This is a genomic window from [Eubacterium] eligens ATCC 27750 (genome assembly GCF_000146185.1).
GTDB classification, from domain to species: Bacteria; Bacillota; Clostridia; order Lachnospirales; family Lachnospiraceae; genus Lachnospira; species Lachnospira eligens.
The window spans coordinates 505,914-527,147 of record NC_012778.1 but is presented as its reverse complement, the minus strand read 5'-3'; the positions used below and the strand labels follow the sequence as shown (position 1 = coordinate 527,147).

At 37.5% G+C, this 21,234-nt stretch carries 20 protein-coding genes; 2 read left to right on the top strand and 18 right to left on the bottom strand.

Annotated features, from left to right (window positions below):
* Window positions 1–21 precede the first annotated feature (21 nt).
* From groL to EUBELI_RS02500, 3 genes are all read right to left on the bottom strand, one after another.
* Entirely contained in the window at window positions 22–1,647 is a 1,626-nt protein-coding gene (gene groL / locus EUBELI_RS02510; RefSeq protein ID WP_012738769.1) for a chaperonin GroEL, read from the bottom strand.
* Between the two features lie 71 nt (window positions 1,648–1,718).
* Window positions 1,719–2,006, bottom strand: a complete 288-nt coding sequence (locus EUBELI_RS02505; RefSeq protein ID WP_041688456.1) for a co-chaperone GroES — start codon at window positions 2,004–2,006, stop codon at window positions 1,719–1,721.
* 181 nt (window positions 2,007–2,187) lie between these two features.
* Window positions 2,188–3,051 (bottom strand): DNA-3-methyladenine glycosylase family protein, encoded by an 864-nt coding sequence (locus EUBELI_RS02500; RefSeq protein WP_012738767.1) that lies wholly within the window; start codon window positions 3,049–3,051, stop codon window positions 2,188–2,190.
* A gap of 91 nt (window positions 3,052–3,142) precedes the next feature.
* Between EUBELI_RS02500 and EUBELI_RS02495 the strand changes: the two genes are divergently transcribed.
* Window positions 3,143–4,225 carry a transglutaminase domain-containing protein gene (locus tag EUBELI_RS02495; protein ID WP_012738766.1) on the top strand — a complete coding sequence of 361 codons (1,083 nt, stop codon included), beginning with the start codon at window positions 3,143–3,145 and terminating at the stop codon, window positions 4,223–4,225.
* A 57-nt stretch (window positions 4,226–4,282) separates the two neighbouring features.
* Here the strand turns inward: EUBELI_RS02495 and EUBELI_RS02490 are convergent, their stop codons facing one another.
* The 7 genes from EUBELI_RS02490 to EUBELI_RS02465 all read right to left on the bottom strand — a co-directional run bounded on the left by EUBELI_RS02490 (window position 4,283) and on the right by EUBELI_RS02465 (window position 10,330).
* Window positions 4,283–5,020, bottom strand: a complete 738-nt coding sequence (locus EUBELI_RS02490) for a DUF6062 family protein (protein ID WP_041687952.1) — start codon at window positions 5,018–5,020, stop codon at window positions 4,283–4,285.
* 69 nt (window positions 5,021–5,089) lie between these two features.
* Window positions 5,090–5,689 (bottom strand): manganese catalase family protein, encoded by a 600-nt coding sequence (locus tag EUBELI_RS02485; protein ID WP_012738764.1) that lies wholly within the window; start codon window positions 5,687–5,689, stop codon window positions 5,090–5,092.
* A 1-nt stretch (window position 5,690) separates the two neighbouring features.
* Window positions 5,691–5,969 (bottom strand): spore coat protein CotJB, encoded by a 279-nt coding sequence (locus EUBELI_RS02480; protein ID WP_012738763.1) that lies wholly within the window; start codon window positions 5,967–5,969, stop codon window positions 5,691–5,693.
* The gene (locus EUBELI_RS13870) at window positions 5,966–6,106 is read right to left on the bottom strand and encodes a spore coat associated protein CotJA (RefSeq protein ID WP_012738762.1); all 141 of its coding nucleotides are present in this window, start codon (window positions 6,104–6,106) and stop codon (window positions 5,966–5,968) included. Before EUBELI_RS13870 ends, EUBELI_RS02480 begins: the two co-directional genes overlap by 4 nt.
* 143 nt (window positions 6,107–6,249) lie before the next feature.
* Complete coding sequence (locus tag EUBELI_RS02475) at window positions 6,250–7,122, bottom strand: methionyl aminopeptidase (RefSeq protein WP_012738761.1); 873 nt, start codon at window positions 7,120–7,122, stop codon at window positions 6,250–6,252.
* 18 nt (window positions 7,123–7,140) lie between these two features.
* The gene (locus tag EUBELI_RS02470) at window positions 7,141–8,802 is read right to left on the bottom strand and encodes a putative manganese-dependent inorganic diphosphatase (RefSeq protein ID WP_012738760.1); all 1,662 of its coding nucleotides are present in this window, start codon (window positions 8,800–8,802) and stop codon (window positions 7,141–7,143) included.
* Between the two features lie 100 nt (window positions 8,803–8,902).
* Window positions 8,903–10,330, bottom strand: coding sequence for a methyl-accepting chemotaxis protein (locus EUBELI_RS02465; protein ID WP_012738759.1), 1,428 nt, complete (start codon window positions 10,328–10,330; stop codon window positions 8,903–8,905).
* 229 nt (window positions 10,331–10,559) lie between these two features.
* Between EUBELI_RS02465 and EUBELI_RS02460 the strand changes: the two genes are divergently transcribed.
* Complete coding sequence (locus EUBELI_RS02460) at window positions 10,560–11,513, top strand: ABC transporter substrate-binding protein (RefSeq protein WP_228003433.1); 954 nt, start codon at window positions 10,560–10,562, stop codon at window positions 11,511–11,513.
* Window positions 11,514–11,528: 15 nt separating this feature from the next.
* Here EUBELI_RS02460 and EUBELI_RS02455 read toward each other — a convergent pair whose 3' ends face one another.
* The 8 genes from EUBELI_RS02455 to hslO all read right to left on the bottom strand — a co-directional run bounded on the left by EUBELI_RS02455 (window position 11,529) and on the right by hslO (window position 21,227).
* Window positions 11,529–13,910, bottom strand: coding sequence for an HAD-IC family P-type ATPase (locus tag EUBELI_RS02455; protein WP_012738757.1), 2,382 nt, complete (start codon window positions 13,908–13,910; stop codon window positions 11,529–11,531).
* A complete protein-coding gene (locus EUBELI_RS02450; RefSeq protein ID WP_041687950.1) occupies window positions 13,903–14,751 on the bottom strand; it encodes a YhfC family glutamic-type intramembrane protease in 849 nt (282 codons plus the stop codon). Before EUBELI_RS02450 ends, EUBELI_RS02455 begins: the two co-directional genes overlap by 8 nt.
* A 164-nt stretch (window positions 14,752–14,915) precedes the next feature.
* Complete coding sequence (locus EUBELI_RS02445; protein WP_041687948.1) at window positions 14,916–15,113, bottom strand: cold-shock protein; 198 nt, start codon at window positions 15,111–15,113, stop codon at window positions 14,916–14,918.
* A 106-nt stretch (window positions 15,114–15,219) separates the two neighbouring features.
* Window positions 15,220–17,217 carry an LTA synthase family protein gene (locus EUBELI_RS02440; protein ID WP_012738754.1) on the bottom strand — a complete coding sequence of 666 codons (1,998 nt, stop codon included), beginning with the start codon at window positions 17,215–17,217 and terminating at the stop codon, window positions 15,220–15,222.
* A gap of 23 nt (window positions 17,218–17,240) precedes the next feature.
* A complete protein-coding gene (locus EUBELI_RS02435; RefSeq protein ID WP_012738753.1) occupies window positions 17,241–17,972 on the bottom strand; it encodes a DUF2225 domain-containing protein in 732 nt (243 codons plus the stop codon).
* 13 nt (window positions 17,973–17,985) lie between these two features.
* A complete protein-coding gene (locus EUBELI_RS02430; RefSeq protein ID WP_012738752.1) occupies window positions 17,986–19,662 on the bottom strand; it encodes a glutamine--tRNA ligase/YqeY domain fusion protein in 1,677 nt (558 codons plus the stop codon).
* Window positions 19,663–19,812: 150 nt separating this feature from the next.
* On the bottom strand, window positions 19,813–20,325 hold the full coding sequence (locus EUBELI_RS02425) for a shikimate kinase (protein WP_041687946.1): 513 nt from the start codon (window positions 20,323–20,325) through the stop codon (window positions 19,813–19,815).
* 23 nt (window positions 20,326–20,348) lie between these two features.
* Window positions 20,349–21,227, bottom strand: coding sequence for an Hsp33 family molecular chaperone HslO (gene hslO, locus EUBELI_RS02420; protein ID WP_041687944.1), 879 nt, complete (start codon window positions 21,225–21,227; stop codon window positions 20,349–20,351).
* Window positions 21,228–21,234 lie beyond the last annotated feature (7 nt).

Genomic DNA, 21,234 nt, shown 5'->3' with positions numbered 1-21,234 from the left:
TGTTTTAGTTATATTGTGGAATTACATCATTCCGCCCATGCCTGCACCGCCTGCTGGCATTGCTGGAGCGTCTTCCTTAATATTAGCAACAACTGACTCTGTTGTAAGAAGTGTTGAAGCAACGCTTGTAGCATTCTGTAATGCACTTCTTGTAACCTTAGCCGGGTCAAGGATACCAGCGTCAATCATGTTGACATACTCTTCCTTGTATGCATCAAATCCTGTACCAACTTCTGACTCTCTTACCTTATTGATGATAACAGCGCCTTCAAGACCAGCATTGTATGCAATGTGGAATAATGGAGCTTCAAGTGCTTTTAAGATAATCTGGGCACCAATCTTCTCATCCCCACTGAGTGTCTTAACAAGCTCTGCAACCTTCTTAGAAGCATGGATATAAGCAGAACCACCACCTGATACTACACCTTCTTCAACAGCAGCTCTTGTTGCATTAAGAGCATCTTCCATACGAAGCTTAGCTTCCTTCATCTCTGTCTCTGTTGCAGCACCAACTCTGATAACAGCTACACCACCTGCAAGCTTTGCAAGTCTTTCCTGTAACTTCTCTTTATCAAATTCAGAAGTTGTCTCCTCAAGCTGTGCCTTAATCTGTGCAACTCTTGCATCAATATCTTCCTTAGCACCTTCGCCATCAACGATAACTGTGTTCTCTTTCTGAACCTTAACAGACTTAGCTCTACCAAGCATATCCATTGTTGTATCCTTAAGCTCAAGTCCAAGTTCCTCAGAAATAACCTGACCACCTGTAAGAATTGCGATATCCTTAAGCATTTCCTTACGTCTGTCACCATATCCAGGAGCCTTGACAGCTACAACATTGAATGTTCCTCTTAACTTATTAACGATAAGTGTTGTAAGAGCCTCGCCCTCAACATCTTCTGCAATAATAAGAAGCTTGGCACCACTCTGAACAATCTGCTCAAGAACTGGTAAAATTTCCTGAATATTAGAAATCTTCTTATCTGTAATAAGGATATATGGATTATCAAGAACTGCTTCCATCTTATCCATATCTGTAGCCATATATGCTGAAATGTATCCTCTATCGAACTGCATACCTTCTACAAGGTCAAGCTCTGTCTTCATTGTCTTAGATTCCTCGATTGTGATAACGCCATCGTTAGAAACCTTCTCCATAGCATCAGCTACCATCTGTCCAACTTCCTCATCACCTGCTGAAATAGCTGCAACCTTGGCAATCTGATCCTTGCCTGTTACCTTCTCGCTCATACCTGCAATAGCTTCAACAGCACAATCAGTAGCCTTCTTCATTCCCTTTCTTAATACGATTGGGTTAGCACCTGCTGCAAGGTTCTTCATACCTTCATTAATCATAGCCTGTGCAAGAACAGTAGCTGTTGTTGTACCATCACCTGCAACATCATTAGTCTTGGCTGCTACTTCCTTAACAAGCTGTGCACCCATATTCTCGAATGCATCTTCAAGTTCAATATCCTTAGCAATAGTAACACCATCGTTAGTGATAAGTGGTGCACCATATGACTTATCAAGAACAACATTACGACCCTTAGGTCCGATAGTTACTCTTACTGTATTAGCTAACTTATTAACACCTTCCTCTAAAGCCTTTCTAGCTTCAATTCCGTACTTGATTTCCTTTGCCATAATAATAGCCTCCTAAATAAATATACTTCTTATATGTTCATACCGCCCTCATCTGCAACTGACATTGTCAATTATTCAATGATAGCAAGAATATCAGACTGCTTTACAATGATGAGATTCTCATCTTCATCAAGTTTAACCTCTGTTCCAGAATACTTAGAATAGATAACCTTATCACCAGGCTTAACCTGCATAACAACTTCCTTACCATCAACAACTCCGCCAGGACCTACAGCAATAACTTCTGCCTGCTGTGGCTTTTCCTTAGCCTGTCCAGGAAGTACGATTCCTGATTTAGTAGTCTCCTCTGCAACTAATGCTTTAATAACAACTCTGTCTCCTAATGGTACTAATTTCATTATATATTCCTCCATTCCGCTGTCTCCACATAAGAGTGAACCCTTCATGGCAGCATTCATATTTCTGTTAGCACTCATTCTTTTCGAGTGCTAACCACTGCACATAATGTAACACTTCATGCTTTTATTTGTCAACAGCTAATTCAAATATATTATATTTTTTAGATTTTATTAATAATTATTATTTAACACCCATTTTTATTGATTTTCCATAATAAAACAGATACTGCTGTGCAAATCCCCCCAGTTCCCCAAACTGTTCCTTTGCAAAAGCAGCAATCTTATCCTTTGGAGTGTCCACACCGTCAAAATACATTGTCTCCATAATTCTTTTAATCCACACATCAACAGGAAATGCTTCTTTCTTTCCAAGTCCGAAAAGGCTTACGCAGTTGGCAACCTTCTCTCCAACACCTTTTATTGTCATAAGTTCCTTAATGCACGAATCATAATCCATGCTCTTAAGTTCATTTATATCAAACTGGCCTGCCATATTCCTTCTTATTGCATCCATAATATATGGCGCACGGAATCCTGTCTTTAACTCTTTAAAGTCCTCTTCACTTGCATTGGCAAGCTGTTCAAGTGTTGGAAATGTATACATATCCGCTCCACCATATGTTCCCTTATATGTACCAAACTTTGCAGATATATCAGCTACTATCTTCTTAATATGAGGTATCTGCTTATTCTGCGATATAATGAATGATATAAGTGTTTCAAAAAAATCCTGATTAAGAATCCTCACTCCCCACATGCTTTCAATTGCATCCTTTAACTTATCATCTTTTTCCAGCAGCTTTTTCTTAATTGCTGAATAATCCCTGTCCATATCGAAATAATCTTTCCATACATTTACATATTCATCTTTGTCTGTATCATAAAATGTAACGGTATCAGCCTCCTGTGAAACATGTAATACATACCCCTTTGCCGTCAGTACATAATCCTCTTCATCGAGCTTTACAAAATGAAAACACTGTCCACATTCCAATGTCTGTGCCAGATCGAAATCACATACATTTTTTAATTTATAATCTGCCATAATTATCCTCCATATTTCTTATCATTTTGCTTTACATTTATAACAACCCCGTTATACAATTATATATAATTTAATCAATAGGAGACAACACATGAAATTCAGAAAATATTGGGCGTCTCTTTTAGCCGGAGCAATATTAACAGCATCTCTTTACGGATGCAGTATACCTTTTACCAATAACAATACCTCTGATACTTCTTCAGAAATTTCATATATACCATTTGATAATAAAGCAGCTACAACCGAAGATATAATTCAGTTTATAATACAATCCATGGAAAATAACAATAATGAATGTGATATTTTTGTTGCCGATGACAAGCTTATTGATGCCAATGAGTGGCTGACAAGAATTAGCGGCATAGAACAGATAAAGTGTGAATACCGCAGAATTAAAGATGGTTACAATATGGTGATAACTTATGACTGCTGGGATAATTATGCAATAATGAAAGCATATAATTCAGACAATACATCCCAGCTTAACGAACGCCAGCTTGAACTTTATAACAAATATATTGAAATCCTTTCAGAAGTTACTTCACCACATAAAAGCGATTATGAAAATGAACTTGCAATACATGATTATCTTGTATCACATATAACATATATTGATAATGGCGGTTCAACCTTTAATGCTTATGACGCTCTTATTAACGGTGAGGCTGTATGTAGCGGATACACAGAAAGTTTCAAGACTTTTATGGATATGCTCGGTATTGAGAATTACACATTATCAGGTACAGCGGGCAGCCAGCAGCATATCTGGAATGTAGTTAAACTTGGGAACGACTGGTATCAGGTTGATGTCACATGGGATGACCCTGTTGGTTCAACATCAGAGTATATCGACCACGGATATTTTAATATAACAGATGCCGATATGGCAATTGACCACACATGGAATTCCGCTGTAAATGCAGCCAACCCTGCTAACGGATACATATACACATATCCTGTTCAGTCAAAGCTTCAGGTCATTAATACACAGAACGAATTCGATAATTACATATTGCGTTGCATAAGAAACCGGACCAGACATATAGAATTTACAACAACAGCTGACCTTGATATCAAATCAGCAGTATCTAATGCTGGAATCCAGTTATCCTATGCCTACAAAACCACTAACAGAACCAATTACACATTATATACAGTTACTTTCACATTCTAAAAACAGGTCACTTGTTATATATGCCTTTATCAGGCTTTATAAACAAGTGACCATTTGTTATCTGTTATTCTTTTTCCCCGGTTCATCTGCTATATATGAACCATCCTTTATCATAGCTCTTACCAGTGAATCTTTCGCATTCTTCCATGGCTCATCAATATATTTGTGGTCAAATTTATTAATAAACCATTCCACATCATCTCTTACCCGCTTCATATTCTCAATATAGAGACTGTTAGTTATCTTAATAAATTCATCTAACATATCCCCCTTTAAAGAATTAGCTGCCTGCTCAAGCAATATGCCATAATGCTTCGTACAGAATCCCTTGCATGTTTTATACTTCTCCCTGAAATCACTATCATGCTTATACATATGAAATATAGTATCCAGATATCTCTGAAATGTGTTATCAATCCTTTCACATACAAAACATGTGCCTTCAAGCTGTTCAGTATATGCTGTCACGGAAGGTTTATCAGCTTTCTTAAACATAGACTTTCCTGCCACTTTTCCATCCTGCAGACCCTCAATATCATTAATCACTCTGTCAAGATGTGTCTTCATGACAAGGGCAAAGCCAAGTCTGTTCTCACAGTCATACACTTTCTTTAAATGCTTCTGGCAGAAACCCTTTTTATCGGTCACAGCCCTTATATCATCTTCCATATAACTAGGGCCCATTGTATAGCTTACCGCATCATCCTCCAATGCTTTATACATTGAACAAATCGGACATTCACAGTCTGATGAAAATGCATCATTAACAGGTATAGTATATATCTTCTCTTTCATAGGTACTCCTTTAATCAGTCTTTTATAAATGTATTCTATCATAATATTTTATTAATATCATTCTATTTATTATTTTTTAAATTCCGGGTTATATGCATAGAAATTCTTAGAATCCAGCTTGCTCTGTATAATCGACATAGCTTCTCCGAATCTCTGGAAATGCACAACCTCTCTTTCTCTTAGGAACTTCAGCGGTTCATACACATCCGGATCATCACGGCAGAGTCTTAACAGATTATCATAAGTACTCCTTGCTTTCTGCTCGGCTGCCATATCCTCTACAATATCAGTTATTGCATCCCCCTTTGACTGGAATTCAAGTGCGCAGAAAGGTACACCTCCTGCAGCCTGCGGCCATACTCCAACTGTATGATCAACATAATATGCCTCAAACGGAGTTCCTTTTATCTGTTCCATTGTAAGATTTCTTGTAAGCTGATGAACCATTGTACTGACCATTTCAAGATGGCCAAGCTCTTCCGTACCTATATCAGTCAACAGCCCGGCAACCTCCCTGTATGGCATGGAATATCTCTGTGACAGATATCTCATTGATGCTCCAAGCTCACCATCTGGTCCACCATACTGCGAAATAATCATTGCCGCCAGTGTTGGATTACAATTCTTTATATTAATCGGGTACTGAAGTCTCTTCTCATAATTCCACATATCACATACCTCCCTTGTATTCCCATGGCATAGGTGTTGCCACCCACATCCAGTAGTTGTCATTTACCATATATTCCATGCTGAGAGGTCCATAATAATCTGAATATTTTTTCATAAACTGTACATATTTATCCTTAATCTCTGCATAATATTCAATAGCTGCAGCATCATCCGGATGGGTATCAAGATAAAGCATAGTTTCAACAAGTGCAAAGCCAAGCTCATAAATATTCTTCATAATCATAGCTTTTTCATTTCTTATATTATTACAACAATTCATGACCTGCCTCCTGTAAATGGTTTATCAAGTACAGGAAACATAGTCCCCCTCATAATTGCCCGCGAAGGCTCATATAATTCATCCCAACGCTGCCACGGTACATAGCACATCGCCGGAACCTGTTGTGTCATCATCATAAAATAAGCTCCATATACATGTATCACTACAGTATATGGAGCTTTTCACTTATTGTTGTATGTCCTATCAAGATAGCTGTAGCCATGTTTTTATACACCAATGCCGGAGTCACCTACACTACATAATCGTGGCTACATCTATCTTAATACGACATCACCTCATATCCGTCCTCAGTCACATGAACCATTATTTCCCACTGTGCTGAGTACGAATCGTCATCTGTATATATTGTCCAGTTGTTGCCCTCGTCTATATATATGTCCGGAAGTCCCGCATTAATCATTGGCTCAATTGTGAATACCATGCCCGGTGCCATGACCATTCCTGTTCCCTTCTTAATTACATAACTTACAAATGGGGTTTCGTGAAATTCAAGACCTATTCCATGTCCACCAACTTCTCTTACTACTGAATATCCATTAGCCTTTGCATGTTCATTTATTGCCGCCGCAACATCTCCAAGATGTCCCCATGGCTTAACCTGTGCAAGACCTAACTCAACACATTCTTTTGCAACATCCACCAGCTTCTTATGTTCTGGTGCAACATTACCTATACAGAACATTCTTGATGAATCCGAAAAATATCCGTTTAATATCGTTGAACAGTCAACATTAATTATATCACCATCAAGAAGCTGGATATTCTTGGATGGTATTCCATGACATACCTGCTCATTAATTGAAGTACACACACTCTTTGGAAATCCTTCATAATTAAGTGGTGCAGGTATTCCACCCATCTCGGTTGTTTTCTTGTATACCAAATCATCTATATCCTGAGTTGTCATTCCTGCATGAATATTCTCTGCAACATAATCAAGCACAGCAATATTAATCTTGCTGCTTTCTCTCATTCCTGCAAGCTGTTCTTCATTCTTAATAATATTTCTTGGTGGTACCTTATGAAACTTTCTCTTGAAATTATCTAATTTTCTATCAAATTCCATGTGACAGTCACAATATTTTTTCCCACTGTTACACCAGCAGGGATCATCTTTTCGTAATGCCTTCATCACTATTCTCCATTTTCTCTACTGCTCCATAGCTTCCATAATGGCCGGGAGGAACTGTTTCTTTCTTGAAACAACATTCTTTAGTATATATGTATCCTGCTGTTTGTCAACTCCAAATGCCTGTGACATTATTGTATCCGCATTTTTACCTGAACACAGTACATAAGAGCATTCCGTTGATATGTCTGTCATAAGAAAATATACTACATCAAGCCCGCCATCGCCTGTTACTGTATCTATAAACGGCACTTCTTTTGCTTTTATCTTCTCTATATCCTCTGGTCCCATTGCATTAACCTGACCCACACCTACAGTAACATCATTAATCGCGAACTTCTTAAAATCCTGATAGAATATTTCTCTGTCTGTCTTTTCATCAAGATTACTTCCAGCTCCAAACATTTGTCTTCCGTACACTTCAGGGTCAATTCCTGCAATATCAGCAAGCTCCATTGCCGCTTCTATATCATCAGGTGTGCATGTAGGAGATTTGAATATTAATGTATCTGATATAATTGCTGAACACATCAGTCCGGCTATAACAGGTTCTATATTAATTCCTGCCTCCTGATACATCTTATAAATAATTGTTCCCGTACAGCCAAGAGGCTGGTTTCTGAAAAATACAGGGGTGATTGTCTGTATAGGTCCTAATCTGTGATGGTCAATTATCTCAAGAATCTCTGTATCTTCAATTCCATTGACTGCCTGATTCTTCTCATTGTGATCAACAAGAATAACCTTCTTCCTGCCTGAACGAAGGAGATTTCTTCTTGAAATAGTTCCTACATAATTACCGTTTTCATCCTCTATAGGGAAATCCCTGAACCTTTTCTTAGTCATAATCTCCTGAATATCTTCAACATAATCTGTTGTCTTGAAACATACAATTCTGTCTCTTGGTGTCATAAAGAATCCAACCGGAATTGCCTGATTCATAAGCCTTGCAACAGTATATGTATCATAATCAGTTTCAATAATAATACAGTTATGGCTCTTTGCAACCTTGGCAATTGTATTGGATACCTTTGCCCCCTCACATATTATAAGACATTTTGCCTCCATCTCTATTGCACAGAGCTGTGATTCGTATCTGTTACCAAGAATTACAATATCTCCCTCATCAATCATGCTCTCCATCATATCAGGGTTAGCCGCTGCAATAAGCATCTTTCCTTTGTCAAATATCTCGCTTTCATCACCTGTAATTACTCTTCCCCCAAGTGTTTCAACAATATTAGCAAAACTTGTCTTAGCATTTGACAATACTCTGTTATCAAATGTTTCAAAATACGATTTGGCAATGTCATCAATTGAAACAAGACCTGTAAGTTTTCTGCCTTCTGTTATAGGAAGTGTTACAACATTAAGTGAATCCATCAGTTTCCACGCATTACGCACCGAAATCTCACTATTTATTCCCTCTGTGTGTCTTATCTCTATGTTCATTACCTGTGGACGTACATCTTTAATATATTCCGGAGCCTCTACACCGAATCTGTTCAGTACAAAATGAGTTTCCTCATTAAGATGTCCCGCCCGCTTAGGCACATAATTATCTGTTCCGGTTATCTTATTCTTTAAATCAGCATAACATATTGCCGAACATATTGAATCTGTGTCAGGATTTTTATGGCCTATAACCATAATTTCCTTTGCTTTTTCTTTATATTCTTCCATACTCTGTCTGCTATCTCCTTATAATTATCTAAACCACTCTATTCCTTCTTACATTAAAATAAGTCTCCTATGCTTCACCATAGGAGACCATTCACTTTAATTACTTTCTGAAAGTCACTTTTTCAGTTTCATCAGTATAACCAATTGTTCTCATATAGCTCTTGAACTCTTCTATCTTATTACTATATACACCAAATGCATCATAGCACTTCTGGAAGTATTCAAGTGCAAGTTCTACATTACCAGACTCCTTGGCGTTCCAAGAATCAACAGCATATTTATGAATCTGTCTATGTGCCGCATCAAGATCCTTAAACTGTCTGCTTCCTGTAATACGCGTATCTGTCTGTGCTTTCATCCACTTACCCAGCTTGCAGCTATCTGGATTATTAAGCTGTGTAACCTTAAGAGTTTCAAATCCAACAGCATTATTATATACTCTCCACATAAGGATAAAGTGGTCAATCTGGAATATTCTTATCATATCCTGTGTTGTAACATTAGAGAATGACCTGAACATATCACTTCTTGCAGTATCAATATATCTGCCAATCTTATAGATATGAGTACCTGTAGCCATACAGTTATCAGATAACTTATCATAGCTTGCCGCAATACTGTCTACCTGCTTGGCAAATTCTGTCGTAATAGATGACTGTGTATCAATATCTGCGAATATTCCGTTAACAGCATCATTAATTGCAACCATCTGGTTATTCATTCTTTCAATATCTGAAAGTGATTCTTCAACCTTTGAATTACCTTCTGAAAGCTTAACAGTTGTATCATCCATGGATACTGCCAATCTTCCAATATCATCATTGAGTTCCCTTACATAATTAACAATATCATCAGCAGATTCTGATGTACTGCTTGATAACTGTCTTACCTGATCAGCAACAACTGCAAAACCTTTTCCTGCCTCTCCTGCTCTTGCAGCCTCAATAGAAGCATTGAGAGCTAACAGATTACTCTGGCTTGCAACCTTCTTCACAATATCAACAATCTCTCCAATCTTATGAATCTTGTCCTGAAATTCCTGTACCTGTCTGTTAATATCCGAAATCTTTTCTGATGACTCATTAACAACCTTAATACTCTCATTCATATTAGCTGTACTGTTCTGTGTAGCAGCAAGCATCTCATGAGTATTGTCCTTAATATCAGCCATGGCAACATTAATGTGGTTAATAGATTCTTCAAGATTATGTCCTGACTCTCCCATAGCACCAATAGCCTGAGCCTGTGACTGCACCTCATCCATCATATTCTTTACATATGAATTATCGCCAATTGACTCCATAGCCTCATTAAGTCTCATTACGAAATTATTATTGAATCTCTTATAAGTCTCAACAACTTCATTAAACTTATTGGCAACCTCAGGATTTTCAAAAAGTGTTATATCAGCCGGTGATTCACCTGTATGCGATATCTCACCAGATATTATCTTATCAAATACATCAAGCAATGTATTCAAATCATTACCTGACGCTGCTTTAGCTGTTGTTTTATTCTTTCTAAACATAACGCGCCTCCATATACAGATATTAAATTATCTACACTGTAATTTTCTATTATGATACCATAATTTCTCATTAAATGACAATCTTTTTATTACTTTTGTGGAACAAAATTACAGAAAAATAATACTATAACAATAAAAGCAGCTACAACGGAGAATTTCATTGAAGAATTTCAGCAAATATATATCATTATTTATTATTATGACCATCATACTGGTCACAACATTTCCAATGACAGCCTGCAACAAAGAAAATGCAGACAATTCCGTTAAAAAAATCACTCTCTGCGAAGTTACACACTCTATATTCTATGCACCACAATATGTCGCCATTGAGAATGGATATTTTGCCGACGAAGGGCTTGAGCTTACCGTAACTAATGGTTTTGGTGCTGACAAAGTAATGACAGCCTTAATATCCGGTGATGCAGATATTGGATTCATGGGTTCTGAATCATCAATCTATGTATATGCCGAAGGCTCTGATGACTATGCTGTCAACTTTGCCGGACTTACACAGCGTGCTGGCAATTTCCTTGTAGGAAGAGAATCCAATGATAATTTTGACTGGTCTGAACTTAAAGGAAAAACTGTTATCGGCGGCAGAGCCGGCGGTATGCCCCAGATGTTATTTGAATATATTCTGAAAAAGAATAATATTAACCCTGAAACAGACCTTGAAATCCTTCAGAATGTTGATTTTGGTTCAACTTCTGCCGCATTCACATCTGGAATAGGTGATTACACAGTTGAATTTGAGCCTTCTGCAACTTTACTTGAACAGCAGGGTGAAGGCCACGTTATCGCCTCGCTCGGTGTAGAAAGCGGCTATGTTCCTTACACAGCATATTGTGCAAAGAAAAGCTATATCAAGAAAAATCCTGATGTAATCCAGAAATTCACTAACGCTACACAGAAGGGGCTTGATTATGTCAATACACATTCATCAGCAGAAATTGCGGCCATCATTGCACCTCAGTTTAAAGAAACCGATATTGCAACAATAACCGCAATTGTTGAAAGATATAAATCACAGGATACATGGAAAACCTCTACTGTATTCACCGAAGACAGTTTTAATCTTTTACAGGACATTCTTACGCAGGCTGGTGAGCTTAAATCTCCAGTTCCTTACAGCAGCCTTGTAACAACTGAATTCTCTGAAAAAGCTCTAAATAAGCAGTAATACATTTTTAATATATCAGCCTTTAAGCAGGTGTCTGAAATGACGGTTATGGTTCTCAAGGAAATCTATCAGCCATGCCGTCATCCTGCATACATATCTGTACAAAGGTATCGACAGAATCATCATTATTATCGTAAGATTTCTTGTCAGACCTTTAAGAACAACCATTGCAAACAACGGTCTTAAGAATATCATTGAAAATACTATTCCGCCTGCCATTGCAATACACACTATGACCCTTATCATATCAAACGGCATACATACTCTGATAAGTGCCGCCATACCTACCGTCAGAAGCACAAGCGTTGCTGCAGTTGCTGTCTGTTCATGGACAAGTCCGGTACAGTTTCCATATATCGTTACAATAGTAACTACAATAAAATCTGTAATTCCCGTTGGCAGGGCTTTAAGCACAACATTAAGAAGAAAATCTCCTTTAATCAGACTTTTATTAGGCTGTAACGCCAGGAAAAATGCAGGTATTCCTATTGTAAATATACCCAGAAATGATAACTGTGTCGGATATAATGGATACAGATTAACTGATATAAGCGTAAATATCGTAAGCATCATTGAAAATATATTCTTTGCAAGAAACAACGATGCTGAACGCTTAATATTATTAACTACTCTTCTTCCTTCTCCAACAACATCCGGCATCTTTGAAAAATCAGAATCCAGAAGAACTATCTGCGCTGCATTGCTGGCAGCCTCACTTCCTGATGCCATTGCAACACTACAGTCAGCACATTTTAATGCAAGTACATCATTAACCCCGTCACCTGTCATGGCGACAACATTTCCCGCTGCCTTAAAAGCCTCAATAATCTTTTTCTTCTGTTCAGGGATAACTCTTCCAAAAACTGTATATTCTTCTACAGCCTTTTCTATATCATCATCCGTCTTAAGTGTTGTAGCATCTATGTAATGGGTTGCATTCTCAATTCCCGCTCTTATAGCAACTTTTGAGGCCGTTACAGGATTATCACCTGATATTACCTTAATCGCAACTCCCTGCTGTTTAAAATATTCAAATGTATCCTTTGCCGTTTCTCTTATCTCATTCTCGAGTATTATGAAAGCGATCGGAGTTATTGCCATTGTCACAGCTTCTCCTGTTATCTCTTCATTAGCTTTTCCAAAAACAACTATCCGTTCACCATTACCTGAATACTTATCAATAACCTTCTTATAATTATCATATGAATCAAGAAGCAGATACTCCGGTGCACCAAACAGATACACATCCCTGCCATACCTTGCTCCACTGTACTTGTTTTGTGATGAAAAAGGAAATACTTCATCGCACTCTTTTTCTTTATCTATTCCATAATATCTGTGTATTGCTTCCATAGTTGCATTATCAGTACTGATTGCAGCAGCTACATTTTTAATAATTCGTTCAACTCCATGACTGTCAACTGCTTCTCCACTATCGTAAGTATAATCCAGTATTTCAACATGAGTCACCGACATTTCTGGCTTTGTTATTGTTCCAGTCTTATCAACACACAAAACATTTACTCTTGCAAGCGTTTCAACGCAGTTCATTTCATGTACGAGTACATTTTTCTTGCCAAGTCTCATAACGCTTACAACAAGTGCGACGCTGGCAAGAAGATAAAGACCTTCTGGAATCATGCCCACCAGAGATGCCACCATTGAATCAATACTGCCTTTAATTGTACTTCCAACCGCAAATCTGCTTTGTAAAAACAATCCTATTCCAATAGGTATAATCAGTACGCCTATTGTTTTTACCAGTTTATCAAGAGATTCCATCATATCTGTCTTTTGTTTTTTTCGTCCAGCTTTAGCTTCAATTGCCAGCTTTGCGGCATAGGCATCCAGACCAACATTTGTAAGGACTGCCTTACACTCTCCCGAAACAATAAAACTGCCGGAGAGCAATATATCCCCGGCATTCTTAACGACTTCGTCAGACTCCCCGGTAACCAGCGATTCGTTCACCCGCACGAATCCTTCTACAAGAATTGCATCCGCACTTAGCTGGTTGCCAGCTGAGAACACACACAAATCCCCCTTTACCAGAGTCTCTGAATCTATAATATGCAATTGTCCATCTCTTATAACTGATGTCTTAGGTGCATTGACCACCGTAAGTTTATCAAGGACTTTCTTTGCTCTTATCTCCTGTATTATTCCAATAAGCATATTAAATATAATTACAGGCACAAATGTCATATTGTTATATGACCTTACCAGTGCCAGAAGAACAGCAAAAACAGCAAATATAAGATTAAAATATGTGAAAACATTACCCGCAATAATCTGGCCAATTGTCTTAGACTGTTTTCCAACAGAGACATTAACCTTGCCTTCCAATGTTAATTTTTCTACCTGCTTTGTCGAAAGTCCTTTTTTTACATCAGTCATCTGAATACTTAATCTCCTTCATGATGAATTGCTTAGTATAAAGTATTGTTCCTATAACAACGACAAGTTTAATAGTGAATAATATTATAGTATTAGCTAACGAATACGGATTATATACCTGGAACAATATATTAGACACAAACTGTATTATAATTGCATAGTATGGGAGCATATAGTTAATCTGCTTCTTAACTGAACCATATACAACTATGCATAATATAATATTAAGTACTATATCTAATACCGTAGCAAGCCCCATAATAAACCATAATGGCTCTGGTGCATTGAAAAGCTGTGCCATATTAGCTGTATATTCTGTCATAACTTCTTCTGCAGATAATCCACTTGAAAGCATATCCTCTACAACCTTCTGTAACCCACTTGCTGATATAGCCTGCGCATATACGTAGTATGAAAGCACAGACAGACCATACATCATAACCGCATCTCCCAGTGCAATGCCTGTACCAGCCAGTATAACATCACCTGCACGGTTATATTTGTCTGCCATAAGCTTGACAGTAAACCATCTTGCTATTGCAAGTCCAACTGCGAATACAATATTATATACTACTATATATGAGCTTGAATTATATGTGAAAGACATATCCACACTTGGAATAAGTCTTATAATGCTCATAAACATTTGTGAAAACATAAATCCAAATATTACATACGAAAGTAATCCAAGAAGCAAAGGAATAGCTCTTCCTTTCCATCTCTTAGCTGTAATTATTATCGCAACAATCAGAACGGACAAAACAAGAATCGCTCCTGCAACTAACATGCTGACTGCGCCAGAACTTACTGTCTGTCCAAAATCAATATCAATATTTTCCATAAAACCTCCAATTAAATTTTTGAACACTTACTATAAGAAAGTTATTCTTCACTAACTATAAAAAAAGACGGTCAATATCCTGTCTTGACCGCCCCCATAATCCTATTGTGTAACAATATATCTTTCTATATATAATATAAAAAAGGCACACTGCAAACAACCGATTATAATTTTGTTACATTAGTAGCCTGAGGACCCTTAGCGCCTTCTGTTACATCAAACTCAACCTGAGCGCCTTCCTCTAAAGACTTGAAGCCTTCCATGTTAAGTCCAGAATAATGTACGAATACATCCTTTCCTGACTCATCACTGATAAAGCCGTAACCCTTCTGGTTGTTGAACCACTTAACTGTACCCTTCATTTCAAGTACCTCCAAAAAAAAATCTTGATGTTTGAAACACCTTACTAATATTACCATTTCAGGTACCCGCTGTCAATGAAAGATGGCATTTTTACTACTGTTGCAACTATTGCTTAGCCTGTTGTTTTACAGCAAAAGTTGTCCTGCTGAGTTCCACTTTGTCATCACCTTTTTGTGCAACTGTAACCAGATCATCCTTCTTAACTTTTGCGCCTTTAACCCTTAAAAGTCTGTCACTTATTTTCTCTGTGGCATATTCCTTTCCATTAATAAGAGCACAGCTATAGTCATTAAAATGATTTCCCTCTATAAATACGGTATCTCCATAATTATAAACATCTGTAATCTCTATATCATCAATTCCCATCTTAAGCTCTGTCGCCACATATGGGGTATCTCCACCATATATTTCCTTCTTGCCATAAAGAATGTCATATTCAAGGATTTTAAGATTCTTAAGATATTCATCTTCCGGAAGATTTTTCTTAGACTGATGATATTTCATAATATATCCCTCAGACATTCCAAGTCTTTCCATTACATATGCAGATAACTGATATGCCTGAATATCTTTATTTTGTTTGTCCATCTGGAAATTACTCCAAATAACATACTGTGTCTGGAATTTATCTCCATTAGTAAGCATTTCGTCTGTAAAATCAAATGTAGGCAGATGATCTCCATATAAAACAAGTATAGTTTCCTCATCTCTCTCCGACAATTTATCAACAAGCTCACCTATAAAATTATCCATTTCATGAATCTGGTTGACATAATATTCAAATGATGCCTGCTGTTCTGCAACTGGAAAGTTAGTAACCTTAATTTCTGGTGTATACCCTTCCATTGGTGTAGACGGGTAGTCGCCATGTCCCTGTACAGAAATTGTAAAAACATAATCTGTACCAGATGTTGAATTAAGTGCTTTATCAATTTCATCTGTCAGCACATAATCCTTTGCCCATCCCATAGGCGTCTTTTCAAATCCATCCATGTATTCTATAGATGTAAATGTATCATATCCTAAATGTGAAAACACAAGATTTCTGTCATAGAATGTTCCATCATTATTATGAATAGCATGTGTTGAATATCCCAGCTTCTTAAGGTCATACGCCATTGACTCACATACCTTTGATTTCATAATTGTCCTGTAAGGATATTCCCCCGGACCGAAATCATCAATATTAATCCCGGTCTGTACTTCAAATTCTGTATTACATGTTCCTGCACCAAAGCATGGAACTGACAGATATCCTGACGAATACTCTGATATAAGCTTCTGGTAATTAGGCAGTGGATTCTCTGAAAGAGTGATTCCCTTTACATGTGTTGGATCAAAAAAAGACTCAAGCTGCACAAATATAATATTAGGAGTCTTATCATCTGCTTCCGGTTCAACATCATCCAGATCTTTCTTCAATGATTCCATATATTCTTCTGAATATTCTCCAGATTTCTTAATTCCCCGGTCAAGTACACTGCTTACAAAGCAATGGCTAAAACCATATTTCTTATATGCCTGCGCAAGGTTTCCAAAATGGCCTTCAACTGCCCCTGTAAAAAGAAGCGTAATACCAATCCCATAGGCTGCAAGAAATACCAGCACAAGCTGGACTCCGGCATATGCATAAAACTTAGTCTTTTTTATAGTTACTTCTATTTTAGGAGCTTTCCTCCACAAAAATACAAGTCCTGTTATTACAGCAATAACCAACAATGCTATCAAAATTATCTGTACTATGCTTACATACAATCCCGCAACTTTAATTGCATCTTTAATGAGATAAAAATCCATTGCTGTAAACGGCGTTTTTCTTGAGGATAATATTATAAAATTAGTCAATGACAACCCTATCCATGCAACCGAAATTACACAATATGCAAATATCCTTCGTGTAAAAAACAATGCGATTGTCATAGTTGTCATTATAATTAATGTATTATATATAAATATAACCGGATGCATAAATGGGAATGCAAGTCCCATTATTCCTCTTCTGTTAAAACATTCAACCACCAATTCCAGTATAAGCGAGTATACTGCTGTATGAACCAGATCATAGGTCCAAATCTTCTGTAAAAAGGTTTTAACTTTATTCATAATGATTGTACGCCCCTTTTGTGCTAATTGTTTTTAATAGCCTCCAATACATCTCTTGTTTTATTTTTTAATTTGGCACTTGCTGTTTTTGATAACAATATAGAAGAACCATACTGTTTCGCCTCAGCCATATTGCCACATTCGACCGCCAGACTTGTGAGCAGATAATATATAGTCATTTCATCCATTCCCGCTATAGGCGGATACTCTGTCTCTAACGCCTGCTTAAAACCCTTATAAGCATCTTCTAAATATTCATGCTCATACTTATAGTATTTGTCAATATCAGCCTGAGAACCCCCATTAGTCTTCGTCTCTTCAATTTCTCCCCTGTAAAGCCAGGCAAGCTTAAGACAAAGATATGCACTTTCACTTATCTTACCGCCCGTTACCATTTCTGTAAGCATTGCCATCTTGCAGCGCCTTACAGCTCTTTCATACGAATAGGTTTCAGTTTCATTCTCCTTTGCCTTAAATCTCGGCTCGACATTTTCACGGATTGCCTTTCTCTGCTTAGGTGTAAGATGACCATAATTACGCTGCGCAGCAGCATACCCACAATGAGGACAGAGTATTATGTCATATTTGCATGTATCTATGCCCTCATATAAAGGCTTAAGCACTGCGTCTGTCCCGACAAATCTTGCTTTTCCGGTTCTTACCTGCTTTGTTTTAAATTCCTTCCCACATACATCACATTTGATTGTCTTATCAAAAATATAATCTGTTTCCTTCTTTTGTCCAATACCTTCCATCAGGATAACCTCACTATTTCTGTAATTTGAATGAACTCTTAAGTGAAACTATCCTGTTAAATATAGGCTTACCCGGCTCTGAATCTTTATTATCAACGCAGAAATAGCCATTTCTTACAAACTGGAACTTATCTTCACTTACAGCTTTCATAAGCTCTGGTTCAAGATAACACTCTGTAAGAACAGTCTTAGAGTTCGGATTGATATTCATAGAACCATCTTCTTCGTTATAAACACCCTTTTCTTCATCTACGATATTCTCGTATAATCTGACTTCTGCTTTACAGCCTTCTGTAGCAGAAACCCAGTGTATTGTTCCCTTAACCTTACGGCCTGTGAAATTTCCACCCTTAGTCTCAGGATCATAAGTACAATGTACTTCTATAACCTTCCCATTCTCATCCTTGACATAGTCAGTACATGTAACAAAATATGCATTCATAAGACGCACTTCATTACCAGGGAAAAGTCTGAAATATTTCTTAGGAGGCTCTTCCATGAAATCCTCTCTCTCAATATAAAGTTCCTTTGTAAATGGAACTTTTCTTGTTCCCATCTCTGGATTTTCCTGATTATTAGCCACTTCCATATATTCAACCTGGCCTTCAGGATAATTATCAATAACAAGCTTAACAGGATCAAGAACAGCCATCATTCTCTTAACCTTAAGCTTTAAATCTTCTCTTATACAATATTCAAGCATTGGATATTCAACTGAACCCTGTGCCTTAGTAACACCAACAAGCTCAACGAACATCTTAATAGCTTCAGGAGTAAATCCTCTTCTTCTTAAAGCTGCAATAGATACAAGTCTTGGATCATCCCATCCGTCAACAATTCCATCTTCTACAAGCTTCTTAATATATCTCTTACCTGTTACAACATTAGTAAGATATAACTTTGCAAATTCAATCTGCTTAGGATTCTCCTCTGGAGATGTCTTATAACCGGTCTCAATTACAACCCAGTCATAAAGAGGTCTGTGATCCTCAAACTCAAGTGTACATATAGAGTGTGTAATTCCCTCTACTGCATCTTCAATAGGATGTGCAAAATCATACATAGGATATATGCACCACTGATCTCCTGTTCTGTGATGTGTCATATGTGCAACTCTGTAAATAATAGGATCTCTCATGTTAATATTAGGAGATGCCATATCAATCTTTGCTCTTAAAACCTTCGTTCCGTCTGCATATTTTCCTTCCTTCATCTCCTCAAAAAGCTGAAGATTCTCTTCTACAGAACGGTTTCTATAAGGACTTTCCTTACCTGGTTCAGTAAGAGTTCCTCTGTACTGTCTAATCTCCTCAGCAGACAAATCATCTACATAAGCTTTTCCCTTCTTGATAAGCTTTACAGCTGCTTCATACATCTGTGGAAAATAATCTGATGCAAAAAGAACGTCTCCATTCCACTCTGCGCCAAGCCACTCAACATCCGCCTTAATTGAATCTACAAATTCAACCTTTTCTTTAGTTGGATTAGTATCATCAAATCTCATATTAAACTGCCCGCCATATTCCTTTGCAAGTCCATAATTCAATAATATAGACTTGGCATGTCCAATATGAAGATATCCATTAGGTTCTGGTGGAAATCTTGTAATGACCTTCTTGCAATGGCCACTCTCAATATCCTTATCTATAATCTGCTCAATAAAGTTCTTAGAAAGAGCTTCGTTTTCCATGTTAATCCTCCTTGTTTTGCGAAGCAAAATCCATGTGCTTATTGTAAGCACATTCTCCTCTGGTGAGGAGAGGATTTTTCCTCCTTGTTTTCGTATTTAAAAGGGTAAAAATTATTTTACCCTAAATTCTTACATAGTTCAACCAGTTGTTTAATTATACTGGTCTTTATTCATTATAATATCATACAGCATCTCCACAGTTTCTCTTATCTGCTTTCCCTGCTCATTAAGCGTAATATCTGCATATTTCTTATAAAGTGCAACCCTGTCAGCATATATATCTTCTACAGTTGTCTTTCCATTAGACACAACGCCTCGCTCTTTAAGGCTTCCAAGTCTTTCCTCGAGCGATTCTGGTGGAAGTTCAAGATAAACCACAGTACCAATATCCTTAAAATGTTCCATTGCCTCTTTTCCATATACAGCACTCCCACCAGTTGCAATAACCGTGTGGTGCGGACTGATTGAACAATTCACTTCATTTTCAATCTGTATAAATCCTGCATCTCCATGCTTTTCAATTATTCTTTCAAGAGTCATTCCCTCTCTTTGCTGAATAACAAGATCCGAATCAATGAATCCAAATCCTATCTTCTTGGCAAGTACTACTCCAAGCGAACTTTTTCCGCTTCCCGGCATTCCTATAAGTATAATATTATTCATGTGTACCTCCATATGCCTGAGATTTATCTTGTACAGCAGTCGTACATTTCCTTAAGCTCATCAACTGTAAATGTATAATGTGAATTACAGAAGTGACAGTTAACCTCAATTGGCTCACCATCATCAATCATCTTCTGGATTTCTTCTTTTCCTACACTGATAACAGCCTTGCTTACTCTGTCCTTAGAACAGTTACAGTAAAACTTTGTTGGTATAGTATCAAGAATCTCAAGCTCCATATCCCCAAGAATATGTTCCAGAATCTGTTCAGGAGTCATTCCTTCCTCCAGCATGGCTGTAACAGACTTAATCTCCTTAATTCTTGCCTCAAGCTTATCTATAAATTCATCCGTTGCTCCCGGCATAAGCTGGATAATAAATCCTCCAGCCTGCTCAACAGTATTATCCTTATTCATAAGAACACCAAGTCCTACAGAAGATGGAACCTGCTCACTGTTAGCAAAATAATAAGTAAGGTCATCTGCAATCTCACTTGTAATAAGAATAGTATCACCGACATATGGCTCTTTAAGTCCAATATCCTTAATTACGCTTAATACACCAATTCCTACCGCATCTGCAATATCAAGCTTTCCATCCTTAAGTGGAAGCATAACCTGTGGATTGCCAACAAATCCCTTAACCTCCCCCTTAGGATTAGCTGTAACAGTCATACTCCCGATCGGACCATTGCCCTTAATCTGTACAGTAAGAATATCCGCATCATTTTTCATCATTGTGCCCATCATCGCACCACCTGTAAGAAGTCTTCCAAGTGCAACAGTTGCAATAGGACTCATGTTATGTCTTTCTTTTGCTTCTTCAACAAGCCCTTTAGTTGTAGCAGCAAATGCTCTTACCTGTCCACCTGCCGCTGTGGCTCTAACAATATAATCACCCATAATTATC

What these genes read in the sequence shown, in the direction of transcription:
- EUBELI_RS02430 (WP_012738752.1), bottom strand. Translation starts at nt 19,662, where the DNA reads ATGGAAAACGAAGCTCTTTCTAAGAACTTTATTGAGCAGATTATAGAT.
- EUBELI_RS02490 (WP_041687952.1), bottom strand. Translation starts at nt 5,020, where the DNA reads ATGAAAGAGAAGATATATACTATACCTGTTAATGATGCATTTTCATCA.
- EUBELI_RS02505 (WP_041688456.1), bottom strand. Translation starts at nt 2,006, where the DNA reads ATGAAATTAGTACCATTAGGAGACAGAGTTGTTATTAAAGCATTAGTT.
- EUBELI_RS02435 (WP_012738753.1), bottom strand. Translation starts at nt 17,972, where the DNA reads ATGGAAGGTATTGGACAAAAGAAGGAAACAGATTATATTTTTGATAAG.
- groL (WP_012738769.1), bottom strand. Translation starts at nt 1,647, where the DNA reads ATGGCAAAGGAAATCAAGTACGGAATTGAAGCTAGAAAGGCTTTAGAG.
- hslO (WP_041687944.1), bottom strand. Translation starts at nt 21,227, where the DNA reads ATGGGTGATTATATTGTTAGAGCCACAGCGGCAGGTGGACAGGTAAGA.
- EUBELI_RS02445 (WP_041687948.1), bottom strand. Translation starts at nt 15,113, where the DNA reads ATGAAGGGTACAGTTAAGTGGTTCAACAACCAGAAGGGTTACGGCTTT.
- EUBELI_RS02425 (WP_041687946.1), bottom strand. Translation starts at nt 20,325, where the DNA reads ATGAATAATATTATACTTATAGGAATGCCGGGAAGCGGAAAAAGTTCG.
- EUBELI_RS02475 (WP_012738761.1), bottom strand. Translation starts at nt 7,122, where the DNA reads ATGAAGGCATTACGAAAAGATGATCCCTGCTGGTGTAACAGTGGGAAA.
- EUBELI_RS02450 (WP_041687950.1), bottom strand. Translation starts at nt 14,751, where the DNA reads ATGGAAAATATTGATATTGATTTTGGACAGACAGTAAGTTCTGGCGCA.
- EUBELI_RS02495 (WP_012738766.1), top strand. Translation starts at nt 3,143, where the DNA reads ATGAAATTCAGAAAATATTGGGCGTCTCTTTTAGCCGGAGCAATATTA.
- EUBELI_RS02500 (WP_012738767.1), bottom strand. Translation starts at nt 3,051, where the DNA reads ATGGCAGATTATAAATTAAAAAATGTATGTGATTTCGATCTGGCACAG.
- EUBELI_RS02440 (WP_012738754.1), bottom strand. Translation starts at nt 17,217, where the DNA reads ATGAATAAAGTTAAAACCTTTTTACAGAAGATTTGGACCTATGATCTG.
- EUBELI_RS02455 (WP_012738757.1), bottom strand. Translation starts at nt 13,910, where the DNA reads ATGACTGATGTAAAAAAAGGACTTTCGACAAAGCAGGTAGAAAAATTA.
- EUBELI_RS02485 (WP_012738764.1), bottom strand. Translation starts at nt 5,689, where the DNA reads ATGTGGAATTATGAGAAGAGACTTCAGTACCCGATTAATATAAAGAAT.
- EUBELI_RS02465 (WP_012738759.1), bottom strand. Translation starts at nt 10,330, where the DNA reads ATGTTTAGAAAGAATAAAACAACAGCTAAAGCAGCGTCAGGTAATGAT.
- EUBELI_RS13870 (WP_012738762.1), bottom strand. Translation starts at nt 6,106, where the DNA reads ATGATGATGACACAACAGGTTCCGGCGATGTGCTATGTACCGTGGCAG.
- EUBELI_RS02460 (WP_228003433.1), top strand. Translation starts at nt 10,560, where the DNA reads ATGACAGCCTGCAACAAAGAAAATGCAGACAATTCCGTTAAAAAAATC.
- EUBELI_RS02470 (WP_012738760.1), bottom strand. Translation starts at nt 8,802, where the DNA reads ATGGAAGAATATAAAGAAAAAGCAAAGGAAATTATGGTTATAGGCCAT.
- EUBELI_RS02480 (WP_012738763.1), bottom strand. Translation starts at nt 5,969, where the DNA reads ATGAATTGTTGTAATAATATAAGAAATGAAAAAGCTATGATTATGAAG.